Raw genomic sequence first — 18,844 nt, 5'->3', positions numbered from 1 at the left:
GTACGGGTACTCAACGGGCACGGTCTCAACTGCTCCTGAGCAGATGGAAGTAGACGGTCCCCGAACGCAGAACTCGTCATGCACTCGCGCAGACGGCTCGCCGTCGCGGCCCTGGTGACAGCGGTCGTCTTCCCCTCCGTCGCGCTCAACACCGGGCAGGCCGGGGAACTGCTCCTCAGCCTGTTCGTGTTCGCGGCCGCCTACGCGTTCGGCCGGCTCAGCGACACCCGTCAGGCTTACGTCAGAGCCGTGGAGGACCGCGCCCGCCAGCTCGAGGTGACCCGGCGCATCGAGGCGGAACAGGCAGTGGCACGTGAGCGGGCACGGATCGCCCGGGAGACGCACGACGTCCTCTCGCACGCCGTCAGCCTCATGATCGTCCAGGCCGAGGCGGGACCCGTGGCGATCCGTACCGCACCGGAACGAGCCGAGGCCGCGTTCGACGCGATATCGGAGACGGGGCGGGACGCGATGATCCAGCTGCGGCGCATGCTGGGCCTGCTCAGGGACACGTCAGCACCACCGGACGCACCGGCACCTGGTGCCACCACTCCTACTCCTACTCCTACTCCTACTCCTACTCGCAACGCGTCCCCGTCCCCCTCGTCCCGCCCGTCACCGCGGATACCCCTGCCACCTTCCGATCAATCCGGTAGTACCCGGCGGCGTCGGGCCGATGACCATCGCCGTCCTGCTCGGACGGGTGGTCAGGGTGTGCGTGCGACGCCGCAGAAGGCGACCTCCGCCGTGGTCTCCGGAGGTCGGCTCGGATCCGGGCGCCAGGCGGCACTGGACACGACTCCGGGCGGCACGAGATCCAGGCCGTCGAAGAAGGAACCGATCTCCTGCGGGGACCGGAGATGGTAGGTGTGCGCCGACTGCTGGTTGTAGGCCTCCACCGCCCTGTTCAGCGCATCACTGTTGTTCGTGCCGTCACTCAGGGCGAGATAGCTGCCGGAGGGCAGGCCCGACAACAGGGCGGCCACCAGGTCCGCCGGACGGTCGGCGTCGGCGATCTGCCCCATGATGCCCAGCATGGTCAGAGCGACCGGGCGGTCGAGATCCAGGGTGGTGGACGCTTCGGCCAGAATCCGCGCCGGGTCGCGCACATCAGCGTCCACGTAGGCGCATGCTCCCTCGGCGGTGCTGGTCAGGAGCGCCTGAGCGTGCATCAGGACGAGGGGGTCATTGTCGACGTACACGATCCTGCTCTGTGGCGCGATGCGCTGGGCCAGCTCGTGCGTGTTGTTCGCGGTGGGCAGTCCGGTACCGATGTCGAGGAACTGCCGGATGCCCGCCTCACGTACCAGGAAGTCGACAGCCCGTGCCAGGAACGTCCGTTGCAGCCGCGCGACGGACGCGAACTCCGGGAACGTGGTGAGGATGACGTCGCCGAGCTCGCTGTCGACGGGATAGTTGTCCTTGCCGCCCAGCAGGTAGTTCCAGACACGGGCGGAGTGCGGCCGATCGGTCTGCAGCCTGGCCCTTAACTCGTTCGTGTTCGTGTGATCCATGGGGACAGCTTCACATGTCGTCAGCGTCCGAGGGCCTTCCCGGTCGAGACCGACCCAGCACTCCAGCGGGTCGCCCCACCCGACGCACTCTCGCACCGCGATCCCGATCCCGATCCCGCTCACACAAATACTTGGCTAGCCACGCAATCCCTGTTAAGTTTTATGTGTCCAGCCACCTAAGTGGCTCGGCACCGCTCATCGCATCGCATCGCTCGACTGAGGAGTAGTCATGAAGGCCATCGTTTTCGACCGGTTCGGCGGCACCGAGGTCCTGCACGAGGCGGAGGTCGAGGTCCCGCAGCCCGGGCCCGGCCAGGTACGCGTCCGCATCAAGGCGGTCGGCGTCAACCCGGTGGACGGGAAGATCCGTTCCGGGATCATGGAGGCCATCTTCCCCACCACGCTGCCCGCCGTCCCCGGAGGGGAGATCGCCGGAATCGTCGACGCCGTGGGTGAGGGCGTCGATGAACTCAAGGTGGGCGACGAGGTACTGGGCTGGTCCGAAACCGGCTCCTACGCCGAGTACGCCCTGGCCGACGCCACCGTCCTCGCCCCCAAGCCCGCCGGACTCGACTGGACCTCCGCGGTCACGCTGCCGGTGGCGAGCGACGGCGCCGAACGGGTCCTGGACCTGCTGGACGTCAAGGCCGGCGAGACCCTGCTGATCCACGGCGCCTCCGGAGCACTCGGCACCGTCGCCGTCCAGCTCGCCGTCGCCCGCGGCGCACGCGTCATCGGCACCGCCGGCCCGGCCAACCAGAATTACGTCACCTCGCTCGGCGCCACCGCGCTGGTCTACGGGGAGAACCTGGTCGAACGGGTCCGCGCGCTCGCCCCGCAGGGTGTGGACGCCGTGTTCGACGCCGCCGGGAAGGGCGCCCTGGAGGACTCCATCACCCTGCGCGGCACCACCGACCGGATCGTCACCACCGCCGACTTCCGCGCCGCACAGCTGGGCATCGTCTTCGCCGAAGGCCCCCAGCGCAGGTCGGCGACGCGGCTGGCCGAGCTCGCCCGGAAGGCCGCCGACGGCGAGCTGGTGACCACCGTGGGAGCCGCCTACCCGCTCAGCGAGGCCGCCGAGGCCCAGCGGGTCAGCGACGCCGGCCACAACCGCGGCAAGCTCGTCCTCACCGTGGCCTGAACCCCGGTGGGCGGGCGCGTCCCCCGCCTGCCCACCGGGGCCCTGCGGCCGCCGCTCGCTCCCCGTGATCGAATACATCGCGAAGGAGAGCACTCATGCCGAACGCTCCGGGGACGCCGACCGCCGTCGGCACCTTCTCCCTCACGGATCACCACCGAGGTGACCCCGGCCTTCCCCCGACGGCCGGGGTCACCTACCCAGCCCGGCACGGCGGCGGCGCGACGGGCTGCACCGACCACCCACTCACACCTCTCGAGGAACAACGATGACCGACCCCGCAGCCAGGACTCCCAGCACGGCGCGCGACGGACGCCTGAGTTACGCGGTCTTCCAGCTCGCCCGGGCCCACCGCGGCTACGCGTCCGCCATGCTCCGCGACATGCAACTGCACCCGGGCCAGGAGCTGTTGCTCATGCAGCTGTTCGACCGGGACGGCCAGAGTCAGTCCGAGCTCCTGGAGAGTGTCGGTCTGGACCACTCCACCGTCTCCAAGTCCCTGCGCCGGATGCAGGACGCCGGCCTGGTCACCCGCGAGCCGGCCGAGCACGACCGGCGGGCGATGGTCGTCCGGCTCACCGACAAGGGGCGCGCCATGAGGCAGCCGATCGCGGCCATGTGGCAGACCCTGGAGGAGTACTCCGTCATGGACCTGACGCCGGACGAGATCGAGGCGTTCACCGCCATCGCGTTCAAGATCGAGCAAGCGGTCAAGAACCGCGATCGCCCGCGCGGCGACGGGAACTGAGCACGCGTACCGCGTCGTGCATGAGCAGAGCCGCTGCAGACCGGCCCGTTCATGGCCGCGTACGCATCGTCGAAGTCGATGCTCGACAGCGTGACGGAGCATCGCAGTCACAGACGACCGGCGCTCGAGCCGCCCTGCGGTCAGTCCGCGTACACGGCGATCAGACACAGGGTCGCGAACGACACGGCGGACGAACCGAGTAGCGTCAGGGCTGCCGGTACCGCCGCCGTCAGTCGCTCCCCGCCCTTGCCCCGGCCCGAGCGGAACACCAGGTGGGCCAGGACGAACGGCAACGCGACGAGCACGAAGAGGATCACCGGCACCGCGAGCCGGCTGAACGCGGTGGCGCCGGCCTCCGTGACCGCGCGCCAGGCGCTGTTGCGGAAGACGACCGCAGGGCCGACCAGCAGAACGACCGAGAGCACCGACGCCACGGTGACGGTCAGCCCTTCCGTCAGCCGCTCGGCACGCGTGCGCATCCCGCGGACACCTCTTGTCCCGCTGTCCTCCATGCCCACCCCCAGGCGCCGCGCATCCATCTGTGGTCGCTCCGGTCCGAGCCGCTCATGCCATGGTCGGCAGTCAACAGGCCAACGGGACAGCGGCGTCACTCCGAGCTCTTGGGGTGATGATCGCACGTGCACGTGCACGTGCCCATGCCCGTGCCCGCGCCGGTGGAACCGACGTGCCCATCCGGGTAGCGGTCGGGTAGCGTGCAGGGCATGTCGAGTCCTGAGTCAGACAAGGTGGGGGCTTCCGGTCACGCCGTCAGCCCCCTGCGCCACTGAGCTCATAGCCCTGCCGTCGCACCGCGTTCCGCGGTGGGACGAGTGTGCCGTCGGGGCCGGCTGCGGTGACGAGACGACTGCCTCCTGTCTCTCCTCACCTCCTCTCGGAGCCACTCGATGCCCCTCCCGCTGTATCTGCTTGCCATGGCGGTCTTCGCCATGGGCACCTCGGAGTTCATGCTCGCCGGCCTCTTGCCGGACATCGCCTCGGATCTCGGCGTCACCGTCGGGACAGCGGGCGGGCTCACCTCGGCCTTCGCGATCGGCATGGTCGTCGGCGCTCCCTTGGTGGCAGCGCTGTCCCGCACCTGGCCGAGGCGAGCCGGTCTCCTCGGATTCACCGCCGTCTTCGCGGCAGCCCACGCCGTGGGCGCCGTCACCACGAGTTTCCCGGTCCTGTTCGTCACCCGCGTCGTCGCCGCACTGGCCAACGCGGGGTTCCTCGGCTTCGCCCTGACGGCCGCCGCCACGCTGGTCCCGCCCGACAAGAAGGGGCGCGCGCTGGCGGTGCTGCTGTCCGGCACGACGGTGGCCACGATCATCGGTGTTCCCGGTGGGTCGGTGCTCGGTACGGTGCTCGGCTGGCGGGCCACGTTCTGGGCCGTAGCCGTTCTCTGCCTGCCCGCGGTTCTCGGCATCCTGAAAGGGTTCCCGAGTCGAAGTGTCCTGGATCTCCCGGAAGCGACGGGCGGGCCGGCCCTGCGCGCGGAGCTCGCCCAGCTCGCCAGGGTGCGGTTGCTCCTGGTGATGCTGCTCGGCGCGCTGGTGAACGCGGCGACGTTCGGGAGCTTCACCTACCTCGCCCCCGTCGTGACCGACACCGCCGGACTGGGCGAACTGTGGGTCCCCGTCGTCCTGGTGCTCTTCGGTGCCGGTTCCTCCGTCGGCGTCACCGTCGCCGGCCGGCTCTCCGACCGGCGTCCCTGTCAGGTCGTCGCGGTCGCTGGTCCGCTGCTGGTCGTCGGCTGGCCGGCCCTGGCGGTACTGGCCGACCAGCCGGTCGCCCTGTGCCTCCTCGGGTTCGTGCTGGGCGCGCTGTCCTTCGCGCTGGGCAGCACGCTGATCACGCGAGTCCTCTACGAGGCCGCGGGTGCCCCGACCATGGCCGGCTCGTACGCGACCGCGGCACTCAACGTGGGCGCCGCCGTCGGTCCGCTCATCGCCGCGACCACCCTCGGCACCGCTGCCGGAAACCTTGGGCCGCTGTGGACGAGCGGTCTGCTCGCCGCGATGACACTGGTCATCGCGTTCTCCTCCCGCGCCCTCCGCATGGCGCTGGTCGGCCCCGGAGGTCGCTCGTGATCCATGGCCGCTACCGGGTCGCCGCTGCAGGGTGCACTGCAACGAACCGTGCAGCGCCCCTCCGCATGATGGAACGGTGCCGCTCCGGCGGAGAGAACGCGAGAACGAACTCAGCCGCGGGGGTCGACCAGTACCTTGGTGTGGCTGCTGTGGCCCGAGTCGAGTTCCTCGAGCATGGCGCCCAGTTCGGTCAGTCCGATGGTGCCCGTGTGCAGGGAGGCCACGTCGACGCGCTTCCCCGCGATGGCGCGGAGCGTCCCCAGGAAGTCCTCGTGGTTGTAGGCCAGCGATCCGATGACGGTGAGTTCCCGCGTCTGCCAGTCCGCGTAGCTGACCGTCGAGTCGGCCGTCGGGTAGCCGAGGAGGGCGAGGGTGCCGCCGCGTCGGACCAGCTCCGCCGAGGGCTGCAGGAGCGAGGGAACGCCGGTGCATTCGAAGAGCACGTCGGCGCCCAGCCCGTCCGTGATCTCCATCAACAGCGGCGCGAGTTCCTCCGGAGCCACCACGTCCGGGAAGTCGAGCTTCTCGGCGGTGGCGCGGCGTGCGGCCGACGGCTCGGAGACGACGACCCGTCCGGCACCGGCGTTGCGCGCGTGCTGGGCGGTGAGCAGGCCGATCGGCCCGGCGCCCTGCACGACGACGACCGACCCCAGCTCCATGGCCGTACGGCGCACCGCGTGGAAGGCGACGGTCGCGGGCTCCACCAGGGCCGCCTCGACGTCCGTGACGCCCTCCGGCACGGGGATGACCCGGCGCGCCGACACCCGCAGCCGGGTGCCGAAGCCGCCGTGCGCCGGAGCCGCCTCGTCCACGCCGTTCGCCTCGGCGAAGGCCGTCTCGCACTGCCGCGCATGGCCGGCCGCGCACTGGCGGCACGTGCCGCACGCGGGTCCGACCCCGCCCACCACACGCACGCCGACGGTCAGCCCGGTGACCTCGTCGCCCACGGCGCTGATCACCCCGGTCCACTCGTGACCGAAGACGGCCGGCGGCAGCATGTGCCCGTCGGTGTACCCGTGGACGTCCGTTCCGCAGATGCCGCAGAACGTGATGTCGACGACCACGCCGTCCGGTGCGGGCCGTACCTCCGCGGCCTCGGCCGTCGCCCGCAACTGCCGCGGCCCCGACACCTGCACGTACCCCTGCTCGACACTCATGATCAGCACTCTTTCCTCAGGCACCGGCATCCGGATTTCCGATGCGTACTACACACACCGGCCATCCAACATCATCACCACGAGCAGCCGGCGGAGGCCCTCGTCACCGCCCTCGTGACGGCCCGGTCAGGACGTCCAGTACTGCGAGAGGGCTCCCTGCCGGTACGGGGCCGGGCTCACGCTGAGTTCGCCGGCGAAGGGACGGTCCAGGACGAGGACCAGCAGCAGGCTGAAGCCGATGAGGACCGCGACCGAGGCGACGAAGAGGAGCTGGATGACCACGCTCCGTATGCCGTACAGGAAGGTCAGCGGGATCAGGACGAGCGCGCCGCCGAAGGCCAGCACCTGGAGCAGCGGGGGCAGTTGCTGCTCCGCCATGGTCAGGCGGGCGCGGCGCTGGGCGGCGATGTCGTTGAGGTGGGTGACGGCCTCCTGGTAGAAGATCTGCTCGCGCTCGGTCTTCGGCTCGTAGGTCTGGAGCACCTCGAAGGCGGCTCGCAGGTGGACCTCCGTGGCCCCGTAGCTCGGCTGGCCCGCACGCATCCGGGGCCACTGGTCCTCGACGACCGCGTGGACGTAGCCGCTGATCGCGGTGGAGACGCGGTCGTGGACCGGGGGCGGGAAGGCGGCGGCGTCACGGGCGATGAGTGCCGCGTCGGTGGCCTCGGAGGCGATGATGGTCTGGGTGGCTTCCATCTGCGTCCAGAGGGTGACGATGACGAAGGCGAGGATGATCCCGTAGATCGCGCCGAACATCCCCAGGGTCACCCCGACCATGTCGTTGTGCTCGCCCTCGACGACCGCGGGGCATCTGCGCCGCACCGTCACACTGCCGGCGACGGCCAGTATGACGGTGCCGCCGACCACGACCACGGTGAGGGTGAAGGTGCCGAGATGATTGAGCAGCCACAGCGACATGTGCGCGGAGTCTAGGCACGCCGCCCGCGCCGCCAGCACCCCCGAGGACGAGAAAGCACGGAACCGCGCCGACAGTTCACACCACCGGGTGAAGAACCTCCTCGTCTGCCGCGACCTGGTCAATCACCTGTGCGATCTCCGTCTCGTCCAGCACCAGCCGGAACCGGTTGGCCACGGTGTCGAAGACGTTCACGAAGGAGCGTCGGCACTCCTGCAGCAGTCCGTCGGCGGTGTCCGCGTCGACGTCGAGATGCCGGGCCAGCAGGCCGGCCACGGCCCGGCGCGCGACCGGATTGCCCAGGGCGGCGGCGGGAGCGGTGTGGCGGCGCAGCGGCTTCCACCGGGGCACGTCGGTGCGCACCGTCACGGTCACGTCGTGCGGCAGGTCGCGCGAGGACGTACCGACCAGGAGGTGCAGGGGGCCGTCGTCGAGCACGCGGCGGGCCCGGGTGACGTCCCAGTGGGCGAGGTCGTCGGCGGTGACGGGGATCGTGACCGTGCGCTCCTCGTCCGGAGCGAGCTCGACGCGGGCGAATCCGACGAGCTCCCGCGGGCCCGACCGCACCCGGGGGCGTTCCGGCCGGGCGTAGACCTGGACGACCTCCGCGCCGGCGCGGGCCCCGGTGTTGCGGACGCGTACGGACACGGTGAGCGACTCGCCGTCCGAGAGCGTGTCCCGGTCGACGGTGACCTCCGACAGCGCGAAGGTCGTGTACGACAGCCCGAACCCGAAGGGGAACAGCGGAGCGGTGTCGCGCTCGTCGTAGCCCCGGTAGCCGACGAGGGCGCCCTCGACGTAGACGTGCCGGCCGCCCTCGCCGGGATAGCCCAGGAAGGCCGGGACGTCGGCGAGCCGCTGCGGAAAGGTCGTGGTGAGCTTGCCGGCGGGCGAGTCCTCGCCGAAGAGCAGTGACGCGACCGCCGAGCCCATCCCCTGCCCGGCGTAGAACGGGACGAGGACCGCGTCGACGTCGGACAGCCAGGGCATGGTGACGGCGTCCGGGACGGTGAGGACGACGACGGTGCGCGGCGCGGCCGCCGCCACCGCCGCGATGAGCTCGTCGTAACCCGCGTCCAGCGAGAGGTCGGCGCGGTCGGCGTTCTCGCCGTCGGAGTTCTGCGGGGTGTGGGCGAACACGATCGCGACGCCGCTCCGGGCCGCCGCCTCGGTGGCCTCGCGCAGCGCGGCCCGCCGCTCGTCCTCGGTGTGCGCACCGGCCGGGACGCCGGCGAGGTGACGGACGGCGCCGCCGGCCCGCTGTTCGATCTCCGTCAGCGGCACGTCCACCCGGGTCGGCCGCATGCGGGCGCTGCCGAAGCCCTGGATCACGGGTTCGGCCGCTCCCGCGCCCAGGACCAGTACGTCCGTGGTGCTGTCCGCGTCGAGGGGCAGCGTGCCGTTGTTGGCCAGCAGTACGGTGCCGGCGCGTGCGATGCGCCGGGCGAGGTCGTGGTGGGCCCCGGTGTCGAACGGGACGGGCTCGCTCGCGTGGGTGCTCGCCCGGTCGGCCAGCTGGAGCACCCGGCTCGCGGCACGGTCGAGTGCGCTGCCGGGCACCGCGCCGGAGTGCACGCCCGCGCGCAGTCGCGCGATGCGCTGCGGGCTCTCCGGCATGTCGAGGTCGTTGCCGGCGAGCACGGACGCGGGCCGGTCGGTGATGCCGTGCCAGTCCGACACGACCAGGCCGTCGTAACCCCACTCGTCCCGCAGCACCTGGGTGAGCAGCCACGGGTGCTGTGCCGCTTGCGTGCCGTTGAGCCGGTTGTAGGAGCTCATCACCGCCCACGGCTCCGCGTCACGGACCACGCGCTCGAACGCCCGCAGGTAGATGTCGCGCAGGGCGCGCTCGTCGATGATCGAGTCCATCGACGTGCGCTCGATCTCGGAGTTGTTGGCGGCGAAGTGCTTGATGCACGCCCCGACGCCGCGTTCCTGCAGCCCCCGCGTCACGCCGGCCGCCATGACCCCGGTGAGCAGGGGGTCCTCGGAGTAGTACTCGGAGGTCCGGCCCGCCAGCGGCGTGCGGCGGATGTTCATGCCGGGTCCGAGCAGGACACCGACCCCGAACGAGCGGCACTCGGCGGCGAACGCGTCGCCGAGGGCGCGCGCCAGTTCCGGGTCCCAGGAGGTGCCCACCGTGGACGCGGTCGGGAAGCAGGTGGCGGGCTCGGGGCCGCGCTCGGCGGCGGCCGCCTCACCGCGGCGCGTGACCAGGCTGATGAAGTCGGCGAAGTCGGCCCCCGCCTCGGGTCCGTCCGCCGCCTGTTCCCTGGAGAAACGCAGCCCGTTGGGGCCGTCGGCCATGACGACCGAGGCCACGCCGAGGCGCGGGACGGAGTGGGTGCGCCACATGCCGTTGCCCGAGACGAGCTGGATCTTCTCGTCCTCGGTGAGTGCGGCGAGCCGCTCGTCGGGCGTCGGCACGGGCTGGTCGGCGGGCTGGTTCTCGGGCTGCACTGCGAGGGCTCCTAGGGGTGGGGAGGCGGCCGGAGGGGAGGTGGTCACCGGCCCGCCGTCGCGAGGGGGAACTCGGCGCGGTAGGCGGCGCGGCGCTCGCGCTGGCGCCCGGGGTCGGCGACCGGAGCGGCCATGAGCAGGCGGCGGGTGTACGGGTCGCGCGGCTCGCCGGTCACGTCGCGCACGTCGCCGAACTCGAGCAGGCTGCCGCGGAACAGTACGGCGACCCGGTGCGAGATCGCGCGGATCACACCGAGGTCGTGCGAGGTGAACAGCAGCGCGACGCCGGTCCGCTCCTGGATCTCCACCAGCAGGTCGAGGATGCGGGCCTGGGTCGTGAGGTCCAGGGCGCTGACGATCTCGTCGCAGACGATCAGCTTCGGCCGCCGGACCAGCGCGCGGGCGATCGCGATGCGCTGGCGCTGGCCGCCGCTGAACTCCGAGGGATAGCGGTCGAGGGCGTCCGCGGGCAGGTGCACCTGGTCCAGCAGGGTGCGCAGGTCCCGTTCGGCGTCGGCCGGCTCGGTGCCCGCGGCGACGACCGGCTCCAGGACGATGTCGCGGACCGTCATCGCGGGATTGAGCGAGCCCTGCGGGTCCTGGAACACCACCTGCAGGTCACCGGCGAGCCGGCGGCGGGCGGCCCCGGTCAGGCCGCTGATCACGCGGCCGTCGAGCCGGACCTCCCCCGCGGCGAGCGGCGCCAGCCCGAGGACGGCCCGGCCGAGCGTGGACTTGCCGGAGCCGGACTCGCCCACGAGGCCGACGGTCTCGCCGGGCCGGACCGTGAGCGAGACGTCGTCCAGGACGCGGGTGCGGCGGCGCCCGCCGCCCCGTACGCGGTACTCGACGCTCACCCCGCGCACGTCCAGGAGCACGTCCTCACTCACCGCGCCACTCCGCTGTTCGGTCTCGTTCATGACAGCGCTCCTTCCGCTCGCGTCGCCACCGGGGCGGTGTACCGGCGTGGCTCGGCCGCGTCGAGCGAGGCGTCGAGCAGCCCTCGGGTGTAGTCGTGCCGCGGGTCGGCGAACAGGGTCTCCGTGTTCCCCTCCTCGACGACGGTTCCGCCGCGCATGACGACGACCCGGTCGCAGATGTCGGCGACGACCCCGAAGTTGTGGGTGACCAGCAGCAGGCCCATGTCGCGTTCGCGCTGCAGGTCGCGCAGCAGGTCCAGGATGTCCGCCTGCACGGTGACGTCGAGCGCGGTCGTCGGCTCGTCGGCGACGATGAGGTCCGGGTCGGTGGAGACGGCGCCCGCGATGAGCACGCGCTGGGCCATGCCGCCCGAGATCTGGTGCGGGTAGAGGGTGAACACGCGCTCCGGTTCCTGGATGCCGACACGGTCCAACAGCTCCAGCGCCCGTCCGCGGGCCTGTTCCCGGTTCAGCCCCAGTACGCGCCGCATGGGCACGGTCAGCTGGGAGCCGATGGTGCACAGCGGGTCGAGGTTGCTCATCGGCTCCTGCGGCACGTAGGCGATGCGCCTGCCGCGCAGCCGGGCGACCGTCTCCGCCGTCGTCGGGGTCCCGTCGAAGGCGATCCGGCCGGCGTGGACGACGGCCTGCGGCGGCAGCAGTCCGAGCACGGAGAACACGCACTGGCTCTTGCCGGAGCCGGACTCCCCCACGAGGCCGAGCACCTCGCCGCGCCTGACCGAGAACGACACCCCGTCGACGACGGTGCGCAGGCCGTCACCGTTCGGGTAGGCGACGGTGAGTTGTGATACGTCGAGCAGCGCGTCGGCGACCGGCTCCGCGGCGGCCCCGCTCCTGCCATCGGATCCGCTCTTGCCGGCGGTCCCGCTCTTGCCGGCGGTCCCGCCCTTGCCGGCGGCCGCGGCCTCGAGCGCGGACGCGGCACGGGCGCGGGCCTTCTTCGACACGGTGGCGGTGGGGACGAGCGCGTCGCGCACGGCGTTGCCCAGCAGAGCGAAGGAGCCGACCGTGATCGTGAGCAGCAGGCCCGGCCAGACGACGCTCAGCGGGGTCCGGAAGATGGCGACGAACGCGTCCTGGATCATGGAGCCCCAGGTCACGGAGTTGACGCTGCCGAGGCCCAGGAACTCGAGGCTGGCCTGGATGCCGATCGCGGTGGCCGTGATGTCGGCGAGCATCACGATGATCGGCCCGCGGATGACCACGAGGATGTGCCGGAACACGATGCGCAGCGGGGAGACGCCGGAGACCTGCGCGGCCTCGACGTAGGCCTCGCTCTTCACCTCCAGTGCCATGGCGCGCACCAGGCGGTAGAGGAACGGCGAGATGAGGACGCCGAACACCGTCATGGAGACGGGCACGTTGGGTCCGATGGCGCCGTACAGGGCGATCAGCACGATCAGGCTCGGGATGGCCAGCAAGGCCTCGGACACCCACGTCAGCAGACCGTCCATCCAGCGCCCGAGGTAGGCCGCCAGCAGTCCGGTCACGACGCCCACCAGCGCGGCCACCACGACGACCACGGCGGCGCCGGTCAGGGTGGCCCGGCCGCCCCAGATCAGCCGGCTGAGCACGTCACGGCCCGCGCCGTCGCCGCCCAGCAGGTACGTGGCGTTCGGGGCGGAGTTGACCTGGTCGAGTGCGGGTGTCGTCGGGTCGTGCGGTGCGATCCAGGGGGCCAGCACGCTCATGACGACTACGGCGAGCAGCAGGACCGCGCTGGCCACGCCGAGCGGGTTGGAGAGAAAGCGGCGGAAGGCGCCGGGGCGGGTGGGTCCGCCGGCGGCGGCAGTGGTCTCGATGCTCACGTCAGACGCACCTTCGGGTTGAGCCACGCCTGCACGAGGTCGAAGACCAGGTACACGACGAAGATGATGGCGACGGTGGTGACGACCACGCCCATGAGGATGGGGATGTCGCCGCTGGTCGCCGCGTCGGTCGCCAGTGAACCGATGCCGGGCACGGCGAAGACCTTCTCGATGACGACGACGCCGCTGAAGAGCGCCACCACCTTCATCGACAGCAGTGACAGCCACGGCGGCGCCGCGTTGCGCAGTACGTGGCGGAAGAGCACCTCGGACTCGGACAGCCCCCGCGAGCGCAGGGTGCGCACGTAGGGCTTGTCCAGTTCGTCGGAGACCGCGCCGCGCACCATGGAGGTGATGCGGAGCTCGCCGAGCACGATGGCCGCGGTGGGCAGGACGATGCCGAGCGCCCAGGCGCCGACGCCGTCGCTGATCGGGGCGTAACCGGTGGCCGGGAAGAGCCTCAGGTTGATGGCCAGCGCGATGACGAGCATGAGGGCGAGCCAGAACTTCGGGACCGCGCTCAGGGTCTCGGTGACGATCTGCAGCGCCCGGTCCACCACGCCGCCCCGGCGGACGGCGGCGAGGACACCCAGCACGGCGCTCACGACGGCCAGGACCACCATCGAGCAGATCATCAGGGTGAGGGTGACGGACAGCCGGTTGCCGATCGCCTGGGTGACCGGCTCCGAGGTGAAGTACGAGGTGCCGAGGTCGCCGGTGACGGCGTGCGCCACCCAGTCTCCGAACTGCTCCTGGACCGGGCGGTCCAGGCCCAGCTCGGCGGTCCGCTCGGCGATCTGCTCCGCGGAGGCCTGCTCACCGACGAGCGAGCGGACGACCGTGTCACTGCTGCCGTAGACGGCGAAGAACGTGGCGCTCGTGACGAGCGCGAGCAGAGCGGCGCCGAAGGCGAGGCGTCTGCAGAGGTAGCGGATCACGCGTTATGTCCTTGCGTTCGGGTGACCGGTCGGGCAACGGGCTCTCTCACCGCTTCGGGATCTCAGCGCTTCGGGGCGTAGGAGCGCAGGGGCGGTCCCGCGACGCCGGCCTCGGGCTGGACCGCCGTCCGCGGGTCCGTGGCGTAGATCAGGTCGGAGTGGTACCAGGGTGCGAACCACGCGTTCTCCACGAGCCAGGCATTGGCCTTCTTGAACGCCGCCACCTGCTCGTCCCCGCTCGTGGTGCGCGCGGTCTCCATGAGCCGGCCGAACTCGGGGTCGGAGCTGTCGAAGACGTTGAGCGCGTTGTCGTAGGCGATGCCGAGTCCGTCCCAGGCCGACGTCGGTGCCTGCTGGCCCAGGATGAGGATCGGGTACTCGCCGCTGAACTGGGCGTCGATGGCCCGCTCGTCGGGCAGGGACCGCCAGTCGATCTCGATGCCGATCGTCGCCAGGGCCTGTTCGACGAAGGGCTGGTACGTGCGGTACCGCGAGTAGTCCATCATCGGGATGCGGAAGCCCTCGCTCCAGCCGGCCTCCGCCATCAGCTCGCGTGCCCGCTCGACGTCATGGCCGTAGGTGCCGTCCAGCTCGGGATCGTAGGCCGGGCTGTTGCTCCCGACGATCTGCTCGCTGACCCGGCCCTGTCCCAGGCCGAGCGCGTCGAGCATGCCCTGCCGGTCGAACACGAGGTTGATCGCCTGCCGGACGCGGACGTCGGCGAGGGCCGGCGCGACCCTCCCCTCGCGGTCCAGGATGGCCAGTCCCACCCAGTCGACCCGGTTGGGGTGGATGTCGACGCCGCTGCGCTCGGCGTAGTCCATCACGTCGATGTTGAGGCGCGCCCCGTCGATCTGGCCCGTCGTGAGCGCGTTCAGCCGGGCGCTCACGTCGGACAGGACCCGCATCTCGATCTGGTCGTAGGGCCACGCCTCGGCGTTCCAGTACGCGGGGTTGCGGGTGAAGACGTACCTGTCCCCGCGGACCGTGCGGCCGCTGTCGAGCAGATAGGGGCCGGACCCGACCGGCTGCGTCGCGAGGGACGCCTTGCCGAGTGCGGACGGCGAGGCCATCGCGCCGAGTGAACCGCTGAGGCTGTTCAGCAGGGTCGGGTCGGGTTCGCTGAGCCGGATCCGCACGTGCGTGGCGTCGAGCACGTCCACGCCGGCGAGGGAACCGGAGAGGTAGTTGTCGTGGCCGGTGCCCGCCCGGAAGTGCTCGATGTTGGCGGCCACCGCGGCTCCGTCGAACGGGGTGCCGTCGGTGAATTCCACCCCGTCGCGCAGTGTCAGGGACAGGATCGTGTTCGCGGAATTGTACGACCATTCGGTGGCCAGGTTCGGCGAGAGGGAACTGTCCGACCCGCGCAGCAGCAAGGTGTCGTACACGGGTGACCACAACTGGGGGTACTCGCCGTCGTAGCGCAGTTGCGCGGGGTCGTAGGAGGCGATGTCCACCACCGTGCCCAGGGTCAGCTTCGAGGAATTCCGCGCGCCTTCGTCTCCACTCGACGTGCAGGCCGCCAACAAGAACATGACGGCCAGGAGCGCGGCCGTCGCCGCACCTCTTTTCCTTCGACCCATCGATTTCTCCCGGTGCCGGAACGGTGCGTTCGGCGCCTGTTCGCCAAAGCGTCACTCTCGTCTCGCACACATCTAAAGCGGAAGCCGCGAATCGATCAAGCCGAGTTTTTCGATGGAAGTCATCTGATCGACAGATGCCGATTCCCTGACGCGGCGCCGTCGCCGGACGGGCCGGCTCGCGGCTCAGTCCCTGGCGCCGCGCGCGGCGATCTCCCGCAGCAGCTCCATGACCGCGCGGGCGCGGGCGGTCTGGGTCATGCCCTCCACCGAGGCCAGTTTGACCTCCAGCGGAGGGCTGCCGTCCCGCAGCTCCAGCTCCGCGATCTCGCCGCCGCCGTAGGTCTGGCCGGTCGCCGGGCGCTGGTTCAGGACCGAGTAGCCGAGGCCGCGGGCCACCAGGGAGCGCACGGTCTCGTAGCTCTGGGTGCGGTAGCGGACGTCGGGCGCGGTGCCGGTGGCGGTCACCAGCGAGCGGAAGTAGTCACGGCTGTGGGGCAGGTCGAGCAGGACGAGGGGTTCCGCGGACAGCTCGGCCAGCTCCACCTCGCCCCGGCCGGCCAGTGGGTGGTCGGCCGGGACGATGACGTAGGCGGGGGCGCGGGCGATCGTCTCGCTGCGCAGTTCCGTCTCGGGTGCCAGACCGAGGTCGTAGGTGAGGGCGAAGTCGATGCGTCCCGCGCCCAGGGCCTGCACGAGCTGGTCCGTCTCCGCCTCCACCACCTCGATCTCGATCTCCGGGTAGCGCCGGGTGCACTCGCTGAACAGGGGCGGCAGGTAGTACGGGGCCAGGGTCACGAAACAGCCCAGGGACACCGGCCCGGAGATGGTCCCGCCGTCCCCCCGGGCCTCCCGTTCGATCTCGCGGGCGCGGGCCAGCAGCTCCCGCGCCTGCACCTGGAGCCGCTCCCCCGCGGGTGTCAGGGTCAGCCCCCGGCCCCTGCGGCGGATGAACAGCTGCACCCGCAGGTCGCGCTCCAGGTTGTGGACGGCCGCGGAGACCGCGGACTGCGCGATGTGGAGCTCCAGCGATGCCTCGGTCATCGAACCGCGTTCGGCGGCGACCAGGAAGTAGCGGAGCTGAACGAGGGTGAAACCCACCGGTGACGTCATACGTGACCCTTGCGCCTGTGATCCGTGTCCGGGCCCGACCCTATGCGGCGCGGCAGGCACCGGCGAACAGGGGCGCCGTGACGCCGTGGGCGGCGGTCGGTGCCCACGGCGTCACGGTGTCACGGCTGCGGCCGCCCCCTCAGGCCGCCGCTCCCCCGGCCCGCGTGCCGCGGTCCACCCCGGTCCAGGCCAGCGCGACCGCCCCGTCGAGCAGGGCCCGCTGCGCCGTCCCGCCCACGCAGTACGCGGCGAACTCGTGCTGGTGGTTGGTGGCGGGCAGGGAACCGATGCCGATGTACGGGTGGATGGCGGGCACCGCCTGCGAGACGTTGCCCATGTCGGTGGAGGCGCGGTTCATCCGGGCGGCCTCGCCGGGCGGCGCGAACTCCCGGCCCAGGGCGAGGGCGTTGGCGCGGTAGTGCCCGAGGGCCGTCCCGTCCGTGCGGAACTCCGCGTACGGCTTGCTCTCCGGCTCGATCTCCAGTTCGCAGCCGGTCGCGAGGGCGCCCGCCTCGAAGGCCCGCATGACGCGCGGTTCCAGCTCGGCCAGTTCGGCGAGGGTCTCGGCCCGCACGTACCAGCGTCCGCTCGCGCGCTCCGGGATGGCGTTCGGGGCGTCCCCGGCGTGGGTCACCACGCCGTGCACGCGCGCCGAGGCCGGCAGCTGCTGGCGCAGCAGCCCGATGGCGACCTGGGCCACGGTGAAGGCGTCGGCCGCGTTGATCCCGGCCTCGGGGTAGGCGGCGGCGTGCGCCGACCTGCCCGTGTAGGTGACCTTCGAGTGGCTGACCGCGAACGGGCGGGCCTCGGCGACGTCGACCGGCGCCGGGTGCACCATCATCGCGAGGTCCACCCCGGCGAAGGCGCCCCGGTCGAGCATCTCGATCTTGCCGCCGCCGCCCTCCTCCGCCGGGGTGCCGTAGACCTCGACGGTGAGTCCGGCGTCGTCGGCGACGGCGGCCAGGCCGAGCGCGGCGCCGACCGAGCTCGCCGCGATGAGGTTGTGCCCGCACGCGTGCCCGAGGCCGGGCAGCGCGTCGTACTCGGCGCACAGCGCGATCCGTACGGGCCCGCTGCCGAACCGGGCGTGGAAGGCGGTGTCCAGGCCCAGGTAGGACGAGGTGACGTCGAATCCGGCGCGGTCGAGCAACTCGGGTACGGCGGCCGCCGCCCGGTGTTCCTCCCATGCGGTCTCCGGGTCGGCGTGCAGCCGCTCGGACAGGCCGATCAGTTCCTCGGCGTGCCGGTCGACCTCGTGCCGGGCGGCCTCCTTCAGGGAAGTCACGGGCGCCGTCACAGGTCGCCCGGCACGCCGTACGAGGGCGCGGAGGCGGGGTCGAGGCCGCGGCGCACGTAGTCGTCGCGCTGCGGCAGCCAGACCTCGAGCAGTTCGGCGAGCCGGTCGACGGGGTCGTCGGCCCAGTCCACGCGCAGGTCGGTCACCCGCCAGTCCACGTCCGCGACGACCGCGAGGCCCGCGGAGCGCACCGGCCCCTCCTCGCCGCCGGCGTCGACGGCGGCCTTCAGGGCGGCCATCAGCCGCTCCTCCAGCTCGCCGGTGGCGGCGGCGTACGCGTCGAGGAGGACACCGGGGATGTGCTCGCCGGACAGCATGTTGCCGGCCGCCACCGCACCGTCCGCGGTGGCCGAGGCGTGGGTGCCCAGGGTGTGCGAGCCGCTGTGGGCGACGCCGGGCCCGGAGCGGCCCACCACGGTCAGCTGCCGGTACGCGATGGTCTCCGCGTTCCGTTCCGCGCCGGTGACCTCGGCCAGGGCCCGCTCCACGTCGCCGTGGGCCGCCAGCCTCTCCAGCAGCTCCGCACCGAGCGTGGGGTCGGTGACGTTCTGCGAGGCCGCCGCGCCGACCCCGGGCTTGAGGTGGGCGACCCGGGCCGCGACCGCGGGGCTGGAGGAGCTGACGACGATGCCGAACCGCGCGCCGTCCCGTACCACCAGGGAGAAGGTCATCGCCGCTCCTCCTTCGGGAGCACGGCGACGGCGTCGATCTCGCACAGCCACTCCGGGCGGGCCAGGGCCGACACCACCAGACCGGTCGAGATGGGGTGGACACCCTTGGTCCAGCGGCCCACGGTGCGGTACACCGCCTCGCGGTAGCGCGGGTCGACCAGGTAGATGGTCAGCTTGACCAGGTGCTCCATCCGGCTGCCCGCCTCTTCGAGCAGCATCCTGATGTTCGCCATGGCCCGTTCGGCCTGCGCCTCGGCGTCGCCGACGCCCACGGACTCACTGGTGTCGAGGTCCTGGCCGATCTGGCCCCGCACGTACACCGTGTCGCCGGCGACGACGGCCTGGCAGAGGTCGTTGTCGAGGTTCTGCTCGGGATAGGTGTCGCGCGTGTTGAAGGGCCGGATCCGGGTGTGGCCGCCGGCCACGATCGGGGCCTTCACCTGCCGGCCTCCGCTGGTGGAAGTCATCGT

Annotated in this window: 16 protein-coding genes and 1 pseudogene; 4 read left to right on the top strand and 13 right to left on the bottom strand. The window is 71.6% G+C overall.

What is annotated here, in order from left to right:
* Positions 1–87 precede the first annotated feature (87 nt).
* Positions 88–543: pseudogene (locus UW392_RS38665) on the top strand (sensor histidine kinase); the annotation flags it as partial.
* A gap of 164 nt (positions 544–707) precedes the next feature.
* Here UW392_RS38665 and UW392_RS38660 read toward each other — a convergent pair.
* Positions 708–1,514: an SAM-dependent methyltransferase gene (locus tag UW392_RS38660; protein WP_320779925.1), complete on the bottom strand. Its 807-nt coding sequence runs from the start codon at positions 1,512–1,514 to the stop codon at positions 708–710.
* A gap of 229 nt (positions 1,515–1,743) precedes the next feature.
* Between UW392_RS38660 and UW392_RS38655 the strand changes: the two genes are divergently transcribed.
* Both UW392_RS38655 and UW392_RS38650 read left to right on the top strand, forming a co-directional pair.
* Positions 1,744–2,658: an NADP-dependent oxidoreductase gene (locus UW392_RS38655; RefSeq protein WP_320779924.1), complete on the top strand. Its 915-nt coding sequence runs from the start codon at positions 1,744–1,746 to the stop codon at positions 2,656–2,658.
* 265 nt (positions 2,659–2,923) lie between these two features.
* The gene (locus UW392_RS38650; RefSeq protein WP_320779923.1) at positions 2,924–3,403 is read left to right on the top strand and encodes a MarR family winged helix-turn-helix transcriptional regulator; all 480 of its coding nucleotides are present in this window, start codon (positions 2,924–2,926) and stop codon (positions 3,401–3,403) included.
* Positions 3,404–3,543: 140 nt separating this feature from the next.
* On the opposite strand, the gene UW392_RS38645 is transcribed toward UW392_RS38650, so the two are convergent.
* Entirely contained in the window at positions 3,544–3,882 is a 339-nt protein-coding gene (locus UW392_RS38645) for a hypothetical protein (protein WP_320779922.1), read from the bottom strand.
* Positions 3,883–4,308: 426 nt separating this feature from the next.
* On the opposite strand from UW392_RS38645, the gene UW392_RS38640 reads away from it, so the two are divergent.
* A complete protein-coding gene (locus UW392_RS38640) occupies positions 4,309–5,493 on the top strand; it encodes a Cmx/CmrA family chloramphenicol efflux MFS transporter (RefSeq protein ID WP_320779921.1) in 1,185 nt (394 codons plus the stop codon).
* A 110-nt stretch (positions 5,494–5,603) separates the two neighbouring features.
* Here the strand turns inward: UW392_RS38640 and UW392_RS38635 are convergent, their stop codons facing one another.
* The 11 genes from UW392_RS38635 to UW392_RS38585 form a co-directional block, all read right to left on the bottom strand.
* The gene (locus UW392_RS38635; protein WP_320779920.1) at positions 5,604–6,650 is read right to left on the bottom strand and encodes a zinc-dependent alcohol dehydrogenase; all 1,047 of its coding nucleotides are present in this window, start codon (positions 6,648–6,650) and stop codon (positions 5,604–5,606) included.
* A 126-nt stretch (positions 6,651–6,776) separates the two neighbouring features.
* Positions 6,777–7,568, bottom strand: a complete 792-nt coding sequence (locus tag UW392_RS38630; RefSeq protein WP_320779919.1) for a DUF4239 domain-containing protein — start codon at positions 7,566–7,568, stop codon at positions 6,777–6,779.
* Between the two features lie 76 nt (positions 7,569–7,644).
* Positions 7,645–10,026 carry a beta-glucosidase family protein gene (locus UW392_RS38625; RefSeq protein ID WP_320779918.1) on the bottom strand — a complete coding sequence of 794 codons (2,382 nt, stop codon included), beginning with the start codon at positions 10,024–10,026 and terminating at the stop codon, positions 7,645–7,647.
* A gap of 44 nt (positions 10,027–10,070) precedes the next feature.
* On the bottom strand, positions 10,071–10,946 hold the full coding sequence (locus UW392_RS38620) for an ABC transporter ATP-binding protein (RefSeq protein ID WP_320779917.1): 876 nt from the start codon (positions 10,944–10,946) through the stop codon (positions 10,071–10,073).
* Positions 10,943–12,775: a dipeptide/oligopeptide/nickel ABC transporter permease/ATP-binding protein gene (locus UW392_RS38615; protein ID WP_320779916.1), complete on the bottom strand. Its 1,833-nt coding sequence runs from the start codon at positions 12,773–12,775 to the stop codon at positions 10,943–10,945. Before UW392_RS38615 ends, UW392_RS38620 begins: the two co-directional genes overlap by 4 nt.
* Positions 12,772–13,713, bottom strand: a complete 942-nt coding sequence (locus UW392_RS38610) for an ABC transporter permease (protein WP_320779915.1) — start codon at positions 13,711–13,713, stop codon at positions 12,772–12,774. Before UW392_RS38610 ends, UW392_RS38615 begins: the two co-directional genes overlap by 4 nt.
* Positions 13,714–13,775: 62 nt before the next feature.
* Complete coding sequence (locus UW392_RS38605) at positions 13,776–15,173, bottom strand: ABC transporter substrate-binding protein (protein WP_320779914.1); 1,398 nt, start codon at positions 15,171–15,173, stop codon at positions 13,776–13,778.
* 306 nt (positions 15,174–15,479) lie between these two features.
* Positions 15,480–16,406, bottom strand: coding sequence for a LysR family transcriptional regulator (locus UW392_RS38600; RefSeq protein WP_320779913.1), 927 nt, complete (start codon positions 16,404–16,406; stop codon positions 15,480–15,482).
* A gap of 139 nt (positions 16,407–16,545) precedes the next feature.
* Positions 16,546–17,691 carry a M20 family metallopeptidase gene (locus UW392_RS38595; protein WP_320779912.1) on the bottom strand — a complete coding sequence of 382 codons (1,146 nt, stop codon included), beginning with the start codon at positions 17,689–17,691 and terminating at the stop codon, positions 16,546–16,548.
* 8 nt (positions 17,692–17,699) lie between these two features.
* Positions 17,700–18,374, bottom strand: a complete 675-nt coding sequence (locus tag UW392_RS38590; RefSeq protein ID WP_320779911.1) for a DUF1028 domain-containing protein — start codon at positions 18,372–18,374, stop codon at positions 17,700–17,702.
* Positions 18,371–18,841 (bottom strand): RidA family protein, encoded by a 471-nt coding sequence (locus UW392_RS38585; RefSeq protein WP_320779910.1) that lies wholly within the window; start codon positions 18,839–18,841, stop codon positions 18,371–18,373. The genes UW392_RS38590 and UW392_RS38585 overlap by 4 nt, the downstream gene beginning before the upstream one ends.
* Positions 18,842–18,844 lie beyond the last annotated feature (3 nt).

The sequence above is a fragment of the Streptomyces sp. CRN 30 genome (genome assembly GCF_034105845.1).
The sequence above is the reverse complement of the archived record's forward strand: the minus strand, read 5'-3'. Positions and strand labels throughout refer to the sequence as shown.